The 15,168-nt window shown below is 59.1% G+C and carries 13 protein-coding genes; 8 read left to right on the top strand and 5 right to left on the bottom strand.

Translation table 11 applies throughout. From position 1 onward, the window contains the following. Positions 1–139: 139 nt before the first annotated feature. Positions 140–1,207 (top strand): phosphotransferase family protein, encoded by a 1,068-nt coding sequence (locus KGB24_RS10805; protein ID WP_008024825.1) that lies wholly within the window; start codon positions 140–142, stop codon positions 1,205–1,207. A 167-nt stretch (positions 1,208–1,374) separates the two neighbouring features. Continuing rightward, positions 1,375–2,142 (top strand): SDR family oxidoreductase, encoded by a 768-nt coding sequence (locus tag KGB24_RS10800; RefSeq protein WP_008024827.1) that lies wholly within the window; start codon positions 1,375–1,377, stop codon positions 2,140–2,142. Between the two features lie 484 nt (positions 2,143–2,626). On the opposite strand, the gene KGB24_RS10795 is transcribed toward KGB24_RS10800, so the two are convergent. Together KGB24_RS10795 and KGB24_RS10790 are read right to left on the bottom strand one after the other, a co-directional pair. Further along, positions 2,627–2,878 (bottom strand): DUF1652 domain-containing protein, encoded by a 252-nt coding sequence (locus KGB24_RS10795; RefSeq protein WP_008024829.1) that lies wholly within the window; start codon positions 2,876–2,878, stop codon positions 2,627–2,629. A 185-nt stretch (positions 2,879–3,063) separates the two neighbouring features. Beyond that, entirely contained in the window at positions 3,064–4,560 is a 1,497-nt protein-coding gene (locus KGB24_RS10790) for a helix-turn-helix transcriptional regulator (RefSeq protein ID WP_223413699.1), read from the bottom strand. Between the two features lie 232 nt (positions 4,561–4,792). Between KGB24_RS10790 and KGB24_RS10785 the strand changes: the two genes are divergently transcribed. Then, entirely contained in the window at positions 4,793–5,251 is a 459-nt protein-coding gene (locus KGB24_RS10785; RefSeq protein ID WP_223413701.1) for an REP-associated tyrosine transposase, read from the top strand. A 94-nt stretch (positions 5,252–5,345) separates the two neighbouring features. Here the strand turns inward: KGB24_RS10785 and KGB24_RS10780 are convergent, their stop codons facing one another. Further along, complete coding sequence (locus KGB24_RS10780) at positions 5,346–6,629, bottom strand: Zn-dependent hydrolase (RefSeq protein ID WP_223413702.1); 1,284 nt, start codon at positions 6,627–6,629, stop codon at positions 5,346–5,348. Positions 6,630–6,770: 141 nt separating this feature from the next. Continuing rightward, positions 6,771–8,255, bottom strand: coding sequence for an NCS1 family nucleobase:cation symporter-1 (locus tag KGB24_RS10775; protein WP_008024834.1), 1,485 nt, complete (start codon positions 8,253–8,255; stop codon positions 6,771–6,773). Between the two features lie 552 nt (positions 8,256–8,807). On the opposite strand from KGB24_RS10775, the gene hydA reads away from it, so the two are divergent. The 3 genes from hydA (at position 8,808) to preA (ending at position 13,044) form a co-directional block, all read left to right on the top strand. Then, the gene (gene hydA / locus KGB24_RS10770; RefSeq protein ID WP_008024835.1) at positions 8,808–10,247 is read left to right on the top strand and encodes a dihydropyrimidinase; all 1,440 of its coding nucleotides are present in this window, start codon (positions 8,808–8,810) and stop codon (positions 10,245–10,247) included. 154 nt (positions 10,248–10,401) lie between these two features. After that, entirely contained in the window at positions 10,402–11,769 is a 1,368-nt protein-coding gene (locus KGB24_RS10765) for an NAD(P)-dependent oxidoreductase (protein WP_223413703.1), read from the top strand. After that, entirely contained in the window at positions 11,770–13,044 is a 1,275-nt protein-coding gene (gene preA / locus KGB24_RS10760; RefSeq protein WP_008024838.1) for an NAD-dependent dihydropyrimidine dehydrogenase subunit PreA, read from the top strand. It begins immediately after the preceding gene. A gap of 114 nt (positions 13,045–13,158) precedes the next feature. Here the strand turns inward: preA and KGB24_RS10755 are convergent, their stop codons facing one another. Next, the gene (locus KGB24_RS10755; protein ID WP_008024841.1) at positions 13,159–13,779 is read right to left on the bottom strand and encodes a TetR/AcrR family transcriptional regulator; all 621 of its coding nucleotides are present in this window, start codon (positions 13,777–13,779) and stop codon (positions 13,159–13,161) included. 146 nt (positions 13,780–13,925) lie between these two features. Between KGB24_RS10755 and copC the strand changes: the two genes are divergently transcribed. Together copC and copD are read left to right on the top strand one after the other, a co-directional pair. After that, the gene (gene copC, locus KGB24_RS10750; protein WP_008036774.1) at positions 13,926–14,291 is read left to right on the top strand and encodes a copper homeostasis periplasmic binding protein CopC; all 366 of its coding nucleotides are present in this window, start codon (positions 13,926–13,928) and stop codon (positions 14,289–14,291) included. A 3-nt stretch (positions 14,292–14,294) separates the two neighbouring features. Next, positions 14,295–15,152, top strand: coding sequence for a copper homeostasis membrane protein CopD (copD, locus tag KGB24_RS10745; protein ID WP_223413704.1), 858 nt, complete (start codon positions 14,295–14,297; stop codon positions 15,150–15,152). Positions 15,153–15,168: the final 16 nt, after the last annotated feature.

The following is a 15,168-nucleotide window of genomic DNA, read 5'->3' as shown; positions in this document are numbered from 1 at the left end:
ATTCAAACAGGTGTATCAAAAGCAATGATTGTCCGGCAACACGCTCACCTATAAGGGCTGATCGTGGTTGTCGGTGCCGGGTGTGCACATTAGATTAGCCAATAGTCTCAGGCCTCCAGAATAAGCAGAAGGGATAAGCATGGCGCTTACTGACCAGTCCACCCGTATCCGCTCCGGCGAAGAACTCGATGCCAGCCTGATCGATCCGTACCTCAAGGCGCACATTCCGGGCCTCAGCGGTTTGCCGCAAATCAGCCAGTTTCCCGGCGGTGCGTCGAACCTCACCTACCTGCTGGAATACCCCGAACAGGAATTTGTCCTGCGTCGGCCACCGTTTGGCCACAAGGCCAAGTCCGCCCACGACATGGGTCGCGAATTCCGCATCCTCAATCAACTGCGCGACGGTTTTCCGTACTGCCCCAAAGCCTACGTGCACTGCACCGACGAATCGGTGATCGGTGCCGAGTTCTATGTGATGGAACGGGTCAACGGGATCATCCTGCGCTCCGAACTGCCACCGGAACTGGGCCTGGATTCGGCAAAAACCGAAGCCCTGTGCAAGAGTTTCATCGACAAGTTCGTTGAACTGCACCAGGTCGACTACAAGGCCTATGGCCTCGGTGATCTGGGCAAACCCGAAGGTTATGTGGCGCGGCAGATCAAAGGCTGGAGCGATCGCTACGAAAAAGCCCTGACCCCGGACGCCCCGCAATGGGACGTGGTCAAAGCCTGGCTCAACGACAAAATGCCGGCCGATCACCCGACCTCAAGCATCGTGCACAACGACTACCGCTTCGACAATGTGATCCTCGACCCGAACAATCCGATGCAGATCATCGGCGTGCTCGATTGGGAGCTCACCACCCTCGGCGATCCGCTGATGGACCTGGGCAACACCCTCGCCTACTGGATCGAAGCCGGCGACCCGGCCCCGGTGCAAATGATGCGCCGCCAGCCGAGCCACGCACCGGGCATGCTGACCCGCCGCGAATTCGTCGATTACTACGCCCAGCGTTCGGGCATCCAGATCGACAACTTCGACTTCTACTACACCTACGGCCTGTTTCGTCTTGCCGGCATCGTGCAGCAGATCTACTACCGCTTCTTCCATGGTCAGACCCAGGACAAACGCTTCGCGCAGTTCATTCACATGAACAAACTGCTGGAGCAGATGAGTTTGCAGGTCATCCAGAAATCCAGCCTCTGATACAACACACCACTTGTAGGAGCCAGCGATGCGGCGACCCGACTTGCCGGCGAATTGGACACTGCGGTGTATCTGTAATACCGCGTAATCGTTCTTCGCCGGCAAGTCGGGTCGCCGCATCGCTGGCTCCCACGGTACAAATGTCAGACCTATAACAAGGAACTCCCATGTCCAAGACCCAGTTGTTCGACCTCGACGGCAAGATCGCTTTCGTCTCCGGCGCCAGCCGCGGTATCGGTGAAGCCATCGCCAAACTCCTGGCCCAGCAAGGTGCCCACGTCATCGTCTCGAGTCGCAAACTCGAGGGCTGCCAGCACGTCGCCGACGCCATTATCGCTGCGGGCGGCAAAGCCACCGCCGTCGCGTGCCACATCGGTGAAATGGAACAGATCAGCCAGGTCTTCGCCGGCATCCGCGAACAGTTCGGCCGCCTGGACATCCTGGTCAACAACGCCGCGACCAACCCACAGTTCTGCAACGTGCTGGACACCGACCTCAGCGCCTTCCAGAAAACCGTCGACGTCAACATCCGCGGCTACTTCTTCATGTCCGTGGAAGCGGGCAAACTGATGCGCGACAACGGTGGTGGCAGCATCATCAACGTGGCATCGATCAACGGCATCTCGCCGGGGATTTTCCAGGGCATCTACTCGGTGACCAAGGCAGCCGTGATCAACATGACCAAGGTGTTTGCCAAGGAATGTGCGCAGTTCGGGATTCGCTGCAACGCCCTGCTGCCGGGCCTGACCGACACCAAGTTTGCATCGGCGCTGGTGAAGAACGAGGCCATCTTGAACACCGCTCTGCAGCAGATTCCGCTCAAGCGTGTGGCGGACCCAAGCGAAATGGCCGGTGCGGTGCTTTATCTGGCCAGTGATGCATCGAGCTACACCACCGGCGTTTCGCTGAACGTGGATGGTGGCTTCCTGTCCTGATCCCGCGCTGACCCCCGCTCGCTCAGGATCACCCCTTGTAGGAGCGAGCCTGCTCGCGATGGACTGAAGAACACCGCGTTTTCCAGTAAATACGCGTATTCGTCACGTCCATCGCGAGCCTGCTCGCTCCTACAAGTATTTACTGCGTGACGCACTGGGTGGTGGTGGTCACCCGAGTCACCTCCCCTTCAGCCCTCACGTCACCCATGACATCAGTTTTATCCATGGTCTGACAGGTGCGTACAGGCGGTGGAGGTGGTGCAGCAGGTGGAGGTGGCGGCGGACTGGCACAGCCACCGAGAATGACGACACAGAATGCAAACGGTGTGAAAACGCGTTTCCCAAGACTTTTCATAGGATGACCCGCGGAAAGTGATCGACAAGTTTGTGACAACAAAACCTTGCCAAAAAGTTCACGGGGCGATCATGGAAAAGCCGATTTTGTGGGTTTTCACCTTCAGTCAGTAGTCAAAACCGACAAGAATTAGCTCACGGGATCGGGTCGATGCAGTGTGTTGCTTTCCAGTTCGTAGCGCAGCTCCTCAATGAGCGCTGCAACCGCTTCGCGGGTATTGAGGGTTGTCACGTTTAACCCGCTGACCACCAGGTCCACCTGCCCCGACACCGGATGGTAAAGCTTCACCGTCAACGAATGATCGCCGGTGATCGTGCACTCACAGGCCAGGGGAGAAAAGCTGCGTTCCAGTTGCAGCCGCAGTTGCGCCAGGTGAATCATTGCGATTGACCCTCGTGGCAAGGTACTGCAAGGGGGATGCGCTTGTGCGGCATGACTGATCCTTAGGCGACTTGAAAAGGCGCGTGCGGATATTTCTCGGACCCCGCTCGCACACTCTCAGCCTAAGAGCCGTGACACCCTGTCAAAACATGAATTTGCACTACCTCAACTAGTGCATTTGCACCTTAACGTTGCCCCCTGGACCGCCCCGAGCCAGAGAACAATCCACGCTCTCGCGCCCAGACAATCGCTTCGCTGCGACTGTGCACATCAAGCTTGGAATACACCGTTGCCACGTGATTGCGTACCGTGTTCGGCGCCAGTTTCAAGCGCGCGGCGATTTCCTTGTCGGCCAGGCCTTCGCAGATCAGCTCCAGCACATCGCGCTCCCGAGCCGTCAGGTCGGTAAACGACACACTGGGCAATTTCGGCGAATTGACGCTTTTTACGTTGGCGAGTTTTTCGATCAACGTGCGGCTGAACCAGGACGCGTCTTGCATCACTTCTTCGATGGCCGCCACCAACTCCAGCTCGGTGCGTTTGCGCTCGGTAATGTCCATCAACACAAGCAGATAACAAGGGTTGTCCTGAATGTTCACGGTGTCGGCGCAAATCGCGCAATCGATCAGTTGAGCGTCTTTTTTACGGATACGCACATCGATGCGATCCAGGCGACCGGTTTTCTCCAGCGCCGCAAACAGCCGAGTACGGGCGCCTTGGTCGTGGATGAAATCGATTTGCGCGAGGGTCTTGCCCAATACGTCTTCGCTGGGGTACGCAAGCGTATCGAGGAAGGCTTCGTTGACATCGATCACCACCTGATCGTCAACGCCGCACACGAGGGTGGGCACCGGGGTCAATCGAAAGGCCTTGGCGAAACGTTCCTCGCTCTGGCGCAGGGCAACTTCAGCCTTGTGCCGTGGCTCCATGTCGACGAAAGAAAACAGCATGCAGTCTTCGTCGTTCAGCTCCAGCGGCTGGCCTGCGACGATGACCTGTTTGCCGCTGCCATCAGCCAACTTCAGCTCGGCCTGCATTTGGGGAATGGTGGTGTGTTCGCGCAAACGCTCGATCGCCAGGTCTTTCTTCTCGGCGCCTTCAAGGACGTCCAGCTCATAGGTCGAAACACCGATGACTTGATCGCGGGCATACCCGGTCATTTCCAGAAAACCCGAGTTGACCTTGATGTAGCGCAAATCGCTGAGGCGGCAGATCACCGCCGGGGCCGGGTTGGCGTTGAAGGTCTTTTCAAAACGCTGCTCGGCGCTGGCCCACTCGGTGACATCGTCCATGATCAGCACCAGCGACTCCGGCTCCCCGGCACTGTCGGCCAGGACCATGCTGCGCACGTTGTGGACCCAGGTGCGCTCCTCGTCGGCGGTCGGCGTCACCTCCACCAACACATCGCTGAAGGTCTCGCCCCGGGCAACCCGGTTGATCGGATAATTGTCGGCCGCCACCGGGTGGTTATTGCGATAACGCAAAGCGAAACGCCGGGCATATTCCCTGGCGTTCGCGCCCAACTCGCTGATCCGGCTGACGCCGTGCATGGCCAGCGCAGCATCATTGGCCCACACAATGGTCTGGTCGAGCTCCAGCAGAATCACCCCGTCGGACAAACCGGCGATGATCTGCTGCAACTGGCGGCGATTGGTTTCGGTGGTCAGGACGTCCTGGCTCATTGGATCTCCACAATTTGCGGCGCGTGAAGATTACGACCTCAGGGGGTAGTGATCGTGCAGAAGGAGATCAAAAGATCGCAGCCTTCGGCAGCTCCTACAGGGGATAGATGTAGGAGCTGCCTAAGGCTGCGATCTTTTTTGGCGCATTCGAAATATTCTGAAAATGCTTTCATCCATGCCATTCACGTTGACGACTAACGTTCATCTACCACTCGTTAAAGGAGGGCAAGGAATGCCTGTTGCTGCAAATGGATGTCGCCTGCGCAAAGCCCGATTTTCAGAATCTGGCCGTATTTATCTGTTGACTGCGGTGGCTCATCAACGAAAACCGGTATTTGCCGACTGGCAGTCTGGACGGCTTTTGGTTGATCAACTGCGTTGTGCCGATGACGCGTCGATAGTGACTTCCATGGCTTGGGTAGTTATGCCGGATCATCTGCACTGGTTGATCGAATTGAGGCACGGCACGTTGGCCGAGTTAATGTGCCGGATTAAATCCAGAAGCAGCCGTTCGATTAATCTTAAACGTGGCGATCAAGGTCGCCTGTGGCAGCGTGGGTATTACGATCGTGCGTTACGTCGTGATGAGGACCTTAAGGATGCCGCTCGTTACATCGTTATGAATCCGTTGCGTGCCGGACTGGTGAAACGAGTGGGTGATTATCCGTTGTGGGATGCCATCTGGATTTGATGGATCAAAATCAAAAAATCGCAGCCTTCGCCAGCTCCTACAGGAGAATGCGAATCCAATGTAGGAGCTGGCGCAGCCTGCGATCTTTTGCTTTTCAAGCCGAGAGCTGCCCCCCTGCAATCGCCGCCGAAGCCGCCAGCATCGCCCGCAACAACACCGCACACCCGGCCGCCAGGTCATCCGGTGCGGCGTTTTCGATTTCGTTGTGGCTGATGCCGCCTTCGCACGGGACGAAGATCATCCCGGCCGGGCCGAGCTCCGCGAGGAAGATTGCGTCGTGCCCTGCTCCGCTGACGATGTCCATGTGCGACAAGCCGAGACCTTGCGCGGCACCGCGTACCGCTTCGACGCAACCCTTGTCGAAGTACAGCGGCGGGAAATCGGCGGTGGGGGTCAGTTCGTAGGTCAGGCCGTGTTCTTCGCAGGTGGTTTCGATCACCTCGCGGACTTCAGCGATCATCGAGTCCAGCCTCGCCGGTTCCAGGTGACGGAAATCCAGGGTCATGCGCACTTCACCGGGGATGACGTTGCGTGAGCCGGGATAGGCTTGCAGGCAACCGACGGTGCCACACGCGTGGGGTTGATGGCCGAGGGCGGCGCGGTTGACCGCACCGACGATCACGGCGGCGCCGACCAGTGCATCCTTGCGCAGGTGCATCGGGGTCGGGCCGGCATGGGCTTCGACGCCGCGCAGTTTCAGGTCGAACCATTTCTGCCCGAGGGCGCCCATCACCACACCGATGGTTTTGTGTTCGTCCTCAAGGATCGGGCCTTGCTCGATGTGGGCTTCGAAATACGCGCCAACCGCGTGACCGCTGACTTTTCGTGGCCCGGCATAGCCGATTGCGTTCAGCGCTTCACCGACGGTAATGCCTTCGGCGTCGACCTTGGCCAGGGTTTCTTCAAGGGTGAATTTTTCCGCAAACACGCCAGAGCCCATCATGCACGGGGCGAAACGCGAGCCTTCTTCGTTGGTCCAGACCACCACTTCCAACGGTGCTTCGGTTTCCACGCCCAGGTCGTTGAGGGTGCGCAGCACTTCGACCCCGGCCAGTACGCCGAAGCAGCCATCGAACTTGCCGCCGGTGGGTTGGGTATCGATGTGGCTGCCGGTCATCACTGGCGGCAGGTTCGGGTTGCGGCCGGGGCGGCGGGCGAAGATGTTGCCGACGGCGTCGATGCTGACGGTGCACCCAGCCTCCTCGCACCACCTGACGAAAATGTCCCGGGCCTGGCGATCGAGGTCGGTCAGGGCCAGGCGACACACGCCGCCCTTGACCGTGGCGCCGAGTTTGGCCAGGTCCATGAGCGACTGCCACAGGCGGTCGCGGTTGATGTGCTGATGGGTGGATTGCAGAACGTCTGTGGCCGCGTTCATGGTGATCTCCTCAGGCTGTTGTTATAGGTTTCTTCAGGCAGTTCTTTGGTGTATTTGAGGCCGCCATCGCCGGCAAGCCGGCTCCTACAGGGGGACGCATTTCAAATGTAGGAGCCGGCTTGCCGGCGATAAGGCCCTCCGCTACACCGTAGATTTCGCGATAGACGGGCTGGGCCGCATCGAGCACAACCCGTAATAAATCAACCCGCCCAGCGCCGAGCCAGTGAACCAGCCATAACTGTAAAACCAGCTGAACGCATCGCTGCCCAACGACAGCAACGTCAGCACCACCGGCACGCCGAACGCGATAAATCCATACCAGTTCCACGCCGGGTACACGTCATCGCGATACAACCCGGCCAGGTCCAGTTGCTGTTTCTTGATCAGGAAATAATCCACCACCATGATCCCGGCGATGGGCCCGAGCAGGCTCGAATAACCCAGCAGCCAGTTCGAATAGACCGTTTCCAGGCTCAGGTCCGAGACAATCAGCCCAAGCTTCTTCAGCAACTCATGGCCCATCAGCAACAACCCCACCAGCCCGGTCAGCAACACCGCTTTGGTGCGGTTGATCACCTTCGGCGCGATGTTCTGGAAGTCGTTGGTCGGCGACACGATGTTGGCCGCGGTGTTGGTGGACAACGTGGCGATGATGATCAACGCCATGGCCAGCGCGACCCAGACCGGGCTCTGGATATGGCCGATCAACGTCACGGGATCGGAGACGGTCACGCCCACCAGTTTCACCGACGCGGCGGTCATCACCACGCCCAGCGAGGCGAACAGGAACATGGTCAGCGGCAAGCCGATGATCTGCCCGACAATCTGGTCTTTCTGGCTCTTCGCATAGCGGCTGAAGTCGGGAATATTCAGCGACAACGTCGCCCAGAACCCGACCATCGCGGTCAGCCCGGCGGCGAAATAGCTGACCACACTGGCGCCTTCCGGACGCTTGGCCGGGATCGCCAGCAACTCGGTCATCGACACGTTCGGCATCGCCCACACCAGCAGACCGACACCCACCAGCACCAGCAGCGGCGCGGACAGCGTTTCAAGCCATTTGATCGAGTCGGCGCCGCGAATCACCACCCACAGGTTCAGCGCCCAGAAGACCATGAAACCGATGACTTCACCGGTACCTCCGAGGGATTTCCAGCCCTCGAACACCGAGCCCAGAAACAGGTGAATCGCCAGCCCGCCAAACATCGTCTGGATGCCGAACCAGCCACACGCCACCAGCGCACGGATCAGGCAGGGAATATTGGAACCGAGGATGCCGAAGGACGAACGCAACAACACCGGAAACGGAATGCCGTACTTAGTGCCGGGAAACGCATTCAGGGTCAGCGGGATCAACACGATGATGTTGGCGAGCAGAATCGCCACCAGCGCCTCGCCCACCGTCAGGCCGAAATAGGCGGTCAGCACACCGCCGAGGGTGTAGGTCGGCACGCAGATCGCCATGCCGACCCATAGCGCGGTGATGTGCCATTTGTTCCAGGTTCGTTCGCGCACCTTGGTCGGTGCCATGTCGTGGTTGTATCGGGGACTGTCGAGGACATCGCTGCCGGCTTCGAGCTCGAACAAGCCGTCGCGTTCGGTCACTTGCGATCTGATCTGTTGCATGGCCGCTCCACTGTTCTTTGAATTATTTTTTGCTCATCGGGGGCTGGCGGCATCAATAAACGTGCCGGGCACTCCGAATGCGCATCGGGCAGTTCCATAAAAACTTTGCAACTAACTGATGTTGATCAGTTTTATATCTATCTCCAGTGAGTACTCGGCGACGTGTCTGTTCTCTCAGGCTAAAGGCCAGGCAAGTTGTCCGAACCGTCAGGACTCAATCTGGTGCGTCGATCTTTTTTTCAAAGTTGCGCATCAACCATAGACCATTCTCAAGCGGCTGATTTCACATAAGAAATCTCGTCTATTTTTGGAACCTGTCAAGTGCGTCAAAATGGTGAGAGGCCTCACCATTTTGGTGATTAATCGTTTTAGTTATTATTTATCAATAACTTAAAACGGTTATATGCTTATGAAAAATATTCTTGCTCAATCCTTGAACTCATACTAGCTTCTAATCCTGACAGCGTTGACAGGAATACGACCGTTGACGCCAGCTGCATATAAAACAGTTAGAACTGACACCAGTCAGTCATTGCCTGCGAGGAACTCGGAATGTCTCTGTTGATCCGTGGCGCCACCGTTATTACCCATGATGAAAGTTATCGCGCCGACGTCTATTGCGCCGACGGCGTGATCAAAGCCATCGGTGACAATCTTGATGTTCCGGCGGGCGCCGAAGTGCTCGACGGCAGCGGCCAATACCTGATGCCCGGCGGCATCGACCCGCACACGCACATGCAACTGCCCTTCATGGGCACCGTGGCCAGCGAAGACTTTTTCAGTGGCACGGCGGCGGGACTTGCCGGTGGCACCACGTCGATCATCGACTTCGTGATTCCCAACCCGCAGCAGTCGTTGATGGAAGCATTTCATCAGTGGCGCGGCTGGGCGGAAAAATCAGCGTCGGACTATGGCTTCCACGTGGCGATCACCTGGTGGAGCGAGCAGGTCCGTGAAGAAATGGCCGAGCTGGTCAGCCATCACGGGGTCAACAGCTTCAAGCATTTCATGGCCTACAAGAACGCGATCATGGCGGCCGATGACACCCTCGTGGCGAGTTTCGAGCGCTGCCTGGAATTGGGCGCCGTGCCGACCGTGCATGCGGAAAACGGCGAACTGGTTTATCACTTGCAACGCAAGTTGATGGCCCAAGGCATTACCGGCCCTGAAGCGCATCCGCTGTCGCGCCCTTCGCAGGTCGAAGGTGAAGCGGCGAGCCGGGCGATTCGTATCGCCGAAACCCTGGGCACGCCGCTGTACCTGGTTCACGTGTCGACCAAGGAGGCCCTCGACGAAATCACCTACGCCCGCAGCAAGGGCCAGCCAGTCTACGGTGAAGTGCTGGCCGGGCATTTGCTGCTGGATGACAGCGTCTACCAGCATCCGGACTGGCAGACCGCCGCCGGTTATGTGATGAGCCCGCCCTTCCGTCCTCGCGGCCATCAGGAAGCGCTTTGGCATGGCTTGCAGTCCGGCAACCTGCACACCACCGCCACCGACCACTGCTGTTTCTGCGCCGAGCAAAAAGCTGCGGGACGTGACGACTTCAGCAAAATCCCGAATGGCACCGCCGGTATCGAAGACCGCATGGCCGTGCTGTGGGATGAAGGGGTGAACACCGGGCGTTTTTCGATGCAGCACTTTGTGGCGCTCACCTCCACCAACACCGCGAAGATCTTCAACCTCTACCCGCGTAAAGGTGCGATTCGCGTGGGTGCCGATGCGGATCTGGTGCTGTGGGATCCCGAGGGCACGCGCACGATTTCGGCGAAGACGCATCACCAACAGGTCGACTTCAACATCTTCGAAGGCAAGACCGTACGCGGTGTGCCGAGCCATACGATCAGCCAGGGCCGGGTGGTCTGGGCGGACGGTGATTTGCGCGCCGAGCGTGGAGCCGGGCGCTATGTCGAACGGCCGGCGTATCCGGCGGTGTTTGATTTGCTGAGCAAGCGGGCGGAGTTGAATCAGCCGGTTGCTGTGAAACGCTGAGAGCGGCTTTCGGCCTATCGCTGGCAAGCCAGCTCATACAGGGGAATGCATTTCAACTGTAGGAGCCAGCTTGCTGGCGATGGCGTCGGCCCAGGCGACAAAAAACCAATGCCCATCAGAGGCAGTTACCTCAAATAACCGTGAGGCCAACACCGTGATCAAGACCCTGACCCACCTCCCGCATCCCGTTGAGAATGCGGCCGTCCTCGCTGGCCACTTCACCGATCTGGCGCCGCCGCTCAACGATCGCCAGGCGCACCTGGAAGCCTCGCGCTGCCTGTATTGCTACGACGCGCCGTGCGTGAACGCCTGTCCGAGCGACATCGACATTCCCTCGTTCATCCGCAATATCCATCAGGACAACGTGCAAGGCGCAGCGCAGAAAATCCTCTCGGCGAACATTCTCGGCGGCAGTTGCGCCCGGGTCTGTCCGACCGAAGTCCTCTGCCAGCAAGCGTGTGTGCGCAACAACGACCATGAATGCGCGCCCGTCTTGATCGGCCTCTTGCAACGTTACGCCGTGGACAACGCGCACTTTAGCGAACACCCCTTCCCGCGCGCCGCTGCAACCGGCAAACGCATCGCGGTGGTAGGGGCCGGTCCGGCCGGTTTGTCCTGCGCTCATCGCAGCGCCATGCACGGGCATGACGTGGTGATTTTCGAAGCACGGGAAAAGGCTGGTGGCCTCAACGAGTACGGAATCGCCAAGTACAAATTGGTGGACGATTACGCACAGAAGGAGCTGGATTTCCTGTTGCAGATCGGTGGCATCGAAATCCGTCACGGGCAGAAACTCGGTGAAAACCTGACCTTGAGCGACCTGCATCAGCAATTCGACGCGGTGTTTCTCGGCCTCGGTCTCAATGCCAGCAAACAGCTTGGACTGAATCACGAGGACGCCCCCGGCCTGCTCGCCGCCACCGAATACATCCGCGAGTTACGCCAGGCCGATGACCTGACACAACTGCCTTTGGCCGATCACTGCATCGTCCTCGGCGCAGGAAACACCGCCATCGACATGGCCGTGCAAATGGCCCGCCTCGGCGCGCATGACGTGAATCTGGTGTATCGCCGCGGTGTCGAGGACATGGGCGCCACCCATCACGAACAAGACATCGCCAAAGCCAATCAGGTGCGTTTGCTGACGTGGGCGCAACCCGAAGAAGTGTTGCTCGATGCTCAAGGCCAGGTGCGCGGCATGCGCTTCGCCCGCACGCAGTTGGTGGCAGGTCGCCTGCAAACCACCGGCGAAACCTTCGAACTGGTCGCCGATGCGATCTTCAAAGCCATCGGCCAGGCCTTTGACTCAAGCGCCCTCAGCGACCCGCTGGCCCGTGAACTCAAGCGTCAGGGCGATCGGATTGCCGTCGATGAACAGCTGCGCACCAGCATCCCCGGCGTGTATGCCGGCGGCGACTGCACCAGCCTCGATCAGGACCTCACCGTGCAAGCCGTGCAACACGGCAAGCTGGCTGCCGAGGCAATCAACGCTCAATTGATGCTTAACGTGGAGGCTGCGTAAATGGCCGATCTTTCGATTGTCTTCGCCGGCATCAAATCCCCCAACCCGTTCTGGCTGGCCTCTGCGCCGCCGACTGACAAGGCTTACAACGTGGTCCGCGCCTTTGAGGCCGGCTGGGGTGGCGTGGTCTGGAAAACCCTGGGTGAAGACCCAGCGGCGGTCAACGTGTCGTCGCGCTACTCGGCGCATTTCGGCGCCAACCGTGAAGTGCTGGGCTTCAATAACATCGAGCTGATCACCGACCGCTCGCTGGAGATCAACCTGCGGGAAATCACCCAGGTGAAAAAGGATTGGCCGGACCGCGCATTGATCGTGTCGCTGATGGTGCCCTGCGTCGAAGAATCCTGGAAACACATCCTGCCGTTGGTGGAAGCCACCGGCGCCGACGGCATCGAGCTGAACTTCGGCTGCCCTCACGGCATGCCGGAACGGGGCATGGGCGCGGCGGTCGGTCAGGTGCCGGAGTATGTCGAGCAGGTCACCCGCTGGTGCAAGACGTATTGCTCGCTGCCGGTAATCGTCAAGCTCACGCCGAACATCACCGACATCCGCGTCGCCGCCCGCGCGGCCCATCGCGGCGGTGCCGATGCGGTGTCGCTGATCAACACGATCAACTCGATCACCAGCGTTAACCTGGAACGCATGGTCGCCAATCCCATCGTCGGCAGCCAAAGCACTCACGGCGGTTATTGCGGCTCGGCGGTGAAGCCGATTGCGTTGAACATGGTCGCCGAAATTGCACGCGACCCGCAGACTAAAGGCTTGCCGATCTCCGGTATTGGCGGCATCGGCAACTGGCGCGACGCGGCGGAATTCATCGCGCTGGGCAGCGGCTCGGTGCAGGTGTGCACGGCGGCGATGCTGCATGGTTTCCGGATTGTCGAGGACATGAAGGACGGTTTGTCACGCTGGATGGACAGTCAGGGTTACGCCAGCGTGTCGGAATTTTCCGGTCGCGCGGTGGGCAATACTACGGACTGGAAGTACCTGGACATCAACTATCAGGTGATCGCGAAGATTGACCAGGAGGCGTGTATCGGTTGCGGTCGCTGCCATATCGCTTGCGAAGACACCTCGCACCAGGCGGTGGCCAGCCTCAGGCAGGCGGATGGGACGCACAAATATGAAGTGATCGATGACGAGTGTGTGGGTTGCAATTTGTGCCAGATCACTTGCCCGGTGCAGGACTGCATCGAGATGGTGCCGATGGAGAACGGCAAGCCGTTTCTGGATTGGAATCATGATCCGAGGAATCCCTACCATGTAGCCGTCTGAAATCTGCTGCGCCTGATCTGACGCCTTCGCGGGCAAGCCTCGCTCCTACAGGATTTGCGCATCCTGTAGGAGCGAGGCTTGCCCGCGAAGAGGCCGTCAGCAACACCCGAGATATCAGGGCTCCAACCCGATCCCCCGCAAAATCACACTCGTCACCGTCTGCACCGCCCGCTCGAACTGCATATCCGACAGCGGCTGGTGATCGTTCAGAATATTCACCTGGTGATCAAAGTCGGCGTAATGCTGAGTCGACGCCCAGATCATGTACAGCAGGCTGGAAGGCTCCACCGGCAGGATGCGTTTGTCGTCCACCCACTGGCGAATTTTCGCTTCTTTCATCTTGGCCCAGTCGTACAGGCTGGCGTCGAGTTTCTCACCCAGCGTCGGCGCGCCGTGGATGATTTCGTTGGCCCAGACTTTCGAACCGTAAGGCCGGCTGCGCGAGTGGTTCATCTTGGCGCGGATGTAGCTGCTGAGCACCACGCGCGGGTCATCGAACATCTCGAAGCACAGCGCATCCTGCTTCCACACTTCAAGTAAATCGAACAGCACGGCACTGTAGAGCTCGGTCTTGGTGCTGAAGTAGTAATGCAGATTGGAGCGCGGCAGTTGCACTTCAGCGGCGATGTCGGCCATGGCGGTGCCGCCGAAACCTTTTTCGGCAAAGACCTTTTCGGCCCCGAGCAGAATTTTTTCGACGTTACTGCGGCGAATCTCGATCTTGTGATTGCCCATGAGGGCTCCCTGACAACAGCGTTGCTCAAGACTAGCATCCGCCCTACATCGCGGCGACAGCGGAAAACGAAACTTCGTACACCCACCCGCTCGCGCTCGCAGTTAAACTGTCGCCCTTCTTCGAACCTGCCTCTGAGGTATCCACGATGCTTTTCAAGAAAACCCTGACCGCCGCCGCCCTGCTCGGCTCGCTGCTCGCCGCTTCGTCGGTGTTTGCCCATGCTCATCTGAAAAGCCAGACGCCGGCTGCCGACAGCACCGTGAGTGCACCGTCGGAATTGCGCCTGGTGTTCTCCGAAGGTGTCGAAGCGGCATTCACCAAAGTCACGATCAGCAAGGACGGCGCCAACGTTGAGGTAAAAAGCCTGGCCACCGAAGGCAGCGATAAAAAGACCCTGGTCGTGACCCCGGCTGCGCCACTGGCGGCGGGCGCCTACAAAGTCGAATGGCATGCGGTGTCGGTCGATACCCACAAAAGCGAAGGCGCCTATAGCTTCAAGGTTGGCCAGTAATTCATGACGAGCGCGATGGTGCTGTGCCGCTTCCTGCATTTCACCGTGGTGCTGATGCTGTTCGGGGTCTGGGTATTCAGGCCGCTGCTGTTGGGTCATGAGGCGTTGCTGGACAAAACGCTGGCGCGAGTCAGCCGCTGGCTTGCCTCGGTCGCATTGGTCAGCGGCATCGCCTGGCTGCTGCTGATCACCGTCAGCATGGCCGGTGTGTGGGAGGCGGCGTTCGATCCGTCGACCTTGCGCCTGGTGCTGGGCAATACGTTTTTCGGCCAGGTCTGGCGCTGGCATCTGCTGCTCAATGGCTTGCTTATGGTTGTGCTGCTGACGCCGCTTCACACCAGCCTGCCCTTGCGCCTGGTCCTCGGCGGCCTGCTGCTGGCGACGTTGGCGCCGGTCGGTCACGGCGCGATGCTCGATGGCCTCAGCGGCCAGTTGCTGATCCTCAATCAAATCATTCACCTGACCTGCGTCGGGGCCTGGCTCGGTGGGTTGTTGCTGCTGGTGATGATCCTGCGGCAACCGGCTGGCCATGCTGTCCGCGAAATACTGCAACGCTTCAGCGGTGTCGGTTATGCGCTGGTGGCGGGACTGGTGATCACCGGGCTGATCAATGTGCGGGTGTTGACCGGGCAGTTCTGGCCGACCCCGTTGCTGTCCGGGTTTGCGTTGATTCTGTTGATCAAGGTGCTGCTGGTGAGTGCGATGCTCGGGTTGGCGCTGTTCAATCGGCAGCGGATCAAGGATTGCGAGCAGCGCATGGCGACGCTCAAAACCAGCGTGATTATGGAGTGGCTGCTGGGCATTGGCGCGGTGGCGGCAGTCTCCCTCCTGGGCACCATGCCCCCGATGATTACCGGATAAAACACGCCTCCTGTAG

Source organism: Pseudomonas sp. BF-RE-25 (assembly GCF_019956105.1).
GTDB classification, from domain to species: domain Bacteria; phylum Pseudomonadota; class Gammaproteobacteria; order Pseudomonadales; family Pseudomonadaceae; genus Aquipseudomonas; species Aquipseudomonas migulae.
This window is presented reverse-complemented; position numbering and strand designations above follow the sequence as displayed.

Bases quoted from the DNA above. Each gene is read 5' to 3' on its own strand.
- KGB24_RS10805 (WP_008024825.1), top strand. From the start codon at position 140: ATGGCGCTTACTGACCAGTCCACCCGTATCCGCTCCGGCGAAGAACTC.
- KGB24_RS10800 (WP_008024827.1), top strand. From the start codon at position 1,375: ATGTCCAAGACCCAGTTGTTCGACCTCGACGGCAAGATCGCTTTCGTC.
- KGB24_RS10795 (WP_008024829.1), bottom strand. From the start codon at position 2,878: ATGATTCACCTGGCGCAACTGCGGCTGCAACTGGAACGCAGCTTTTCT.
- KGB24_RS10790 (WP_223413699.1), bottom strand. From the start codon at position 4,560: ATGAGCCAGGACGTCCTGACCACCGAAACCAATCGCCGCCAGTTGCAG.
- KGB24_RS10785 (WP_223413701.1), top strand. From the start codon at position 4,793: ATGCCTGTTGCTGCAAATGGATGTCGCCTGCGCAAAGCCCGATTTTCA.
- KGB24_RS10780 (WP_223413702.1), bottom strand. From the start codon at position 6,629: ATGAACGCGGCCACAGACGTTCTGCAATCCACCCATCAGCACATCAAC.
- KGB24_RS10775 (WP_008024834.1), bottom strand. From the start codon at position 8,255: ATGCAACAGATCAGATCGCAAGTGACCGAACGCGACGGCTTGTTCGAG.
- hydA (WP_008024835.1), top strand. From the start codon at position 8,808: ATGTCTCTGTTGATCCGTGGCGCCACCGTTATTACCCATGATGAAAGT.
- preA (WP_008024838.1), top strand. From the start codon at position 11,770: ATGGCCGATCTTTCGATTGTCTTCGCCGGCATCAAATCCCCCAACCCG.
- KGB24_RS10755 (WP_008024841.1), bottom strand. From the start codon at position 13,779: ATGGGCAATCACAAGATCGAGATTCGCCGCAGTAACGTCGAAAAAATT.
- copC (WP_008036774.1), top strand. From the start codon at position 13,926: ATGCTTTTCAAGAAAACCCTGACCGCCGCCGCCCTGCTCGGCTCGCTG.
- copD (WP_223413704.1), top strand. From the start codon at position 14,295: ATGACGAGCGCGATGGTGCTGTGCCGCTTCCTGCATTTCACCGTGGTG.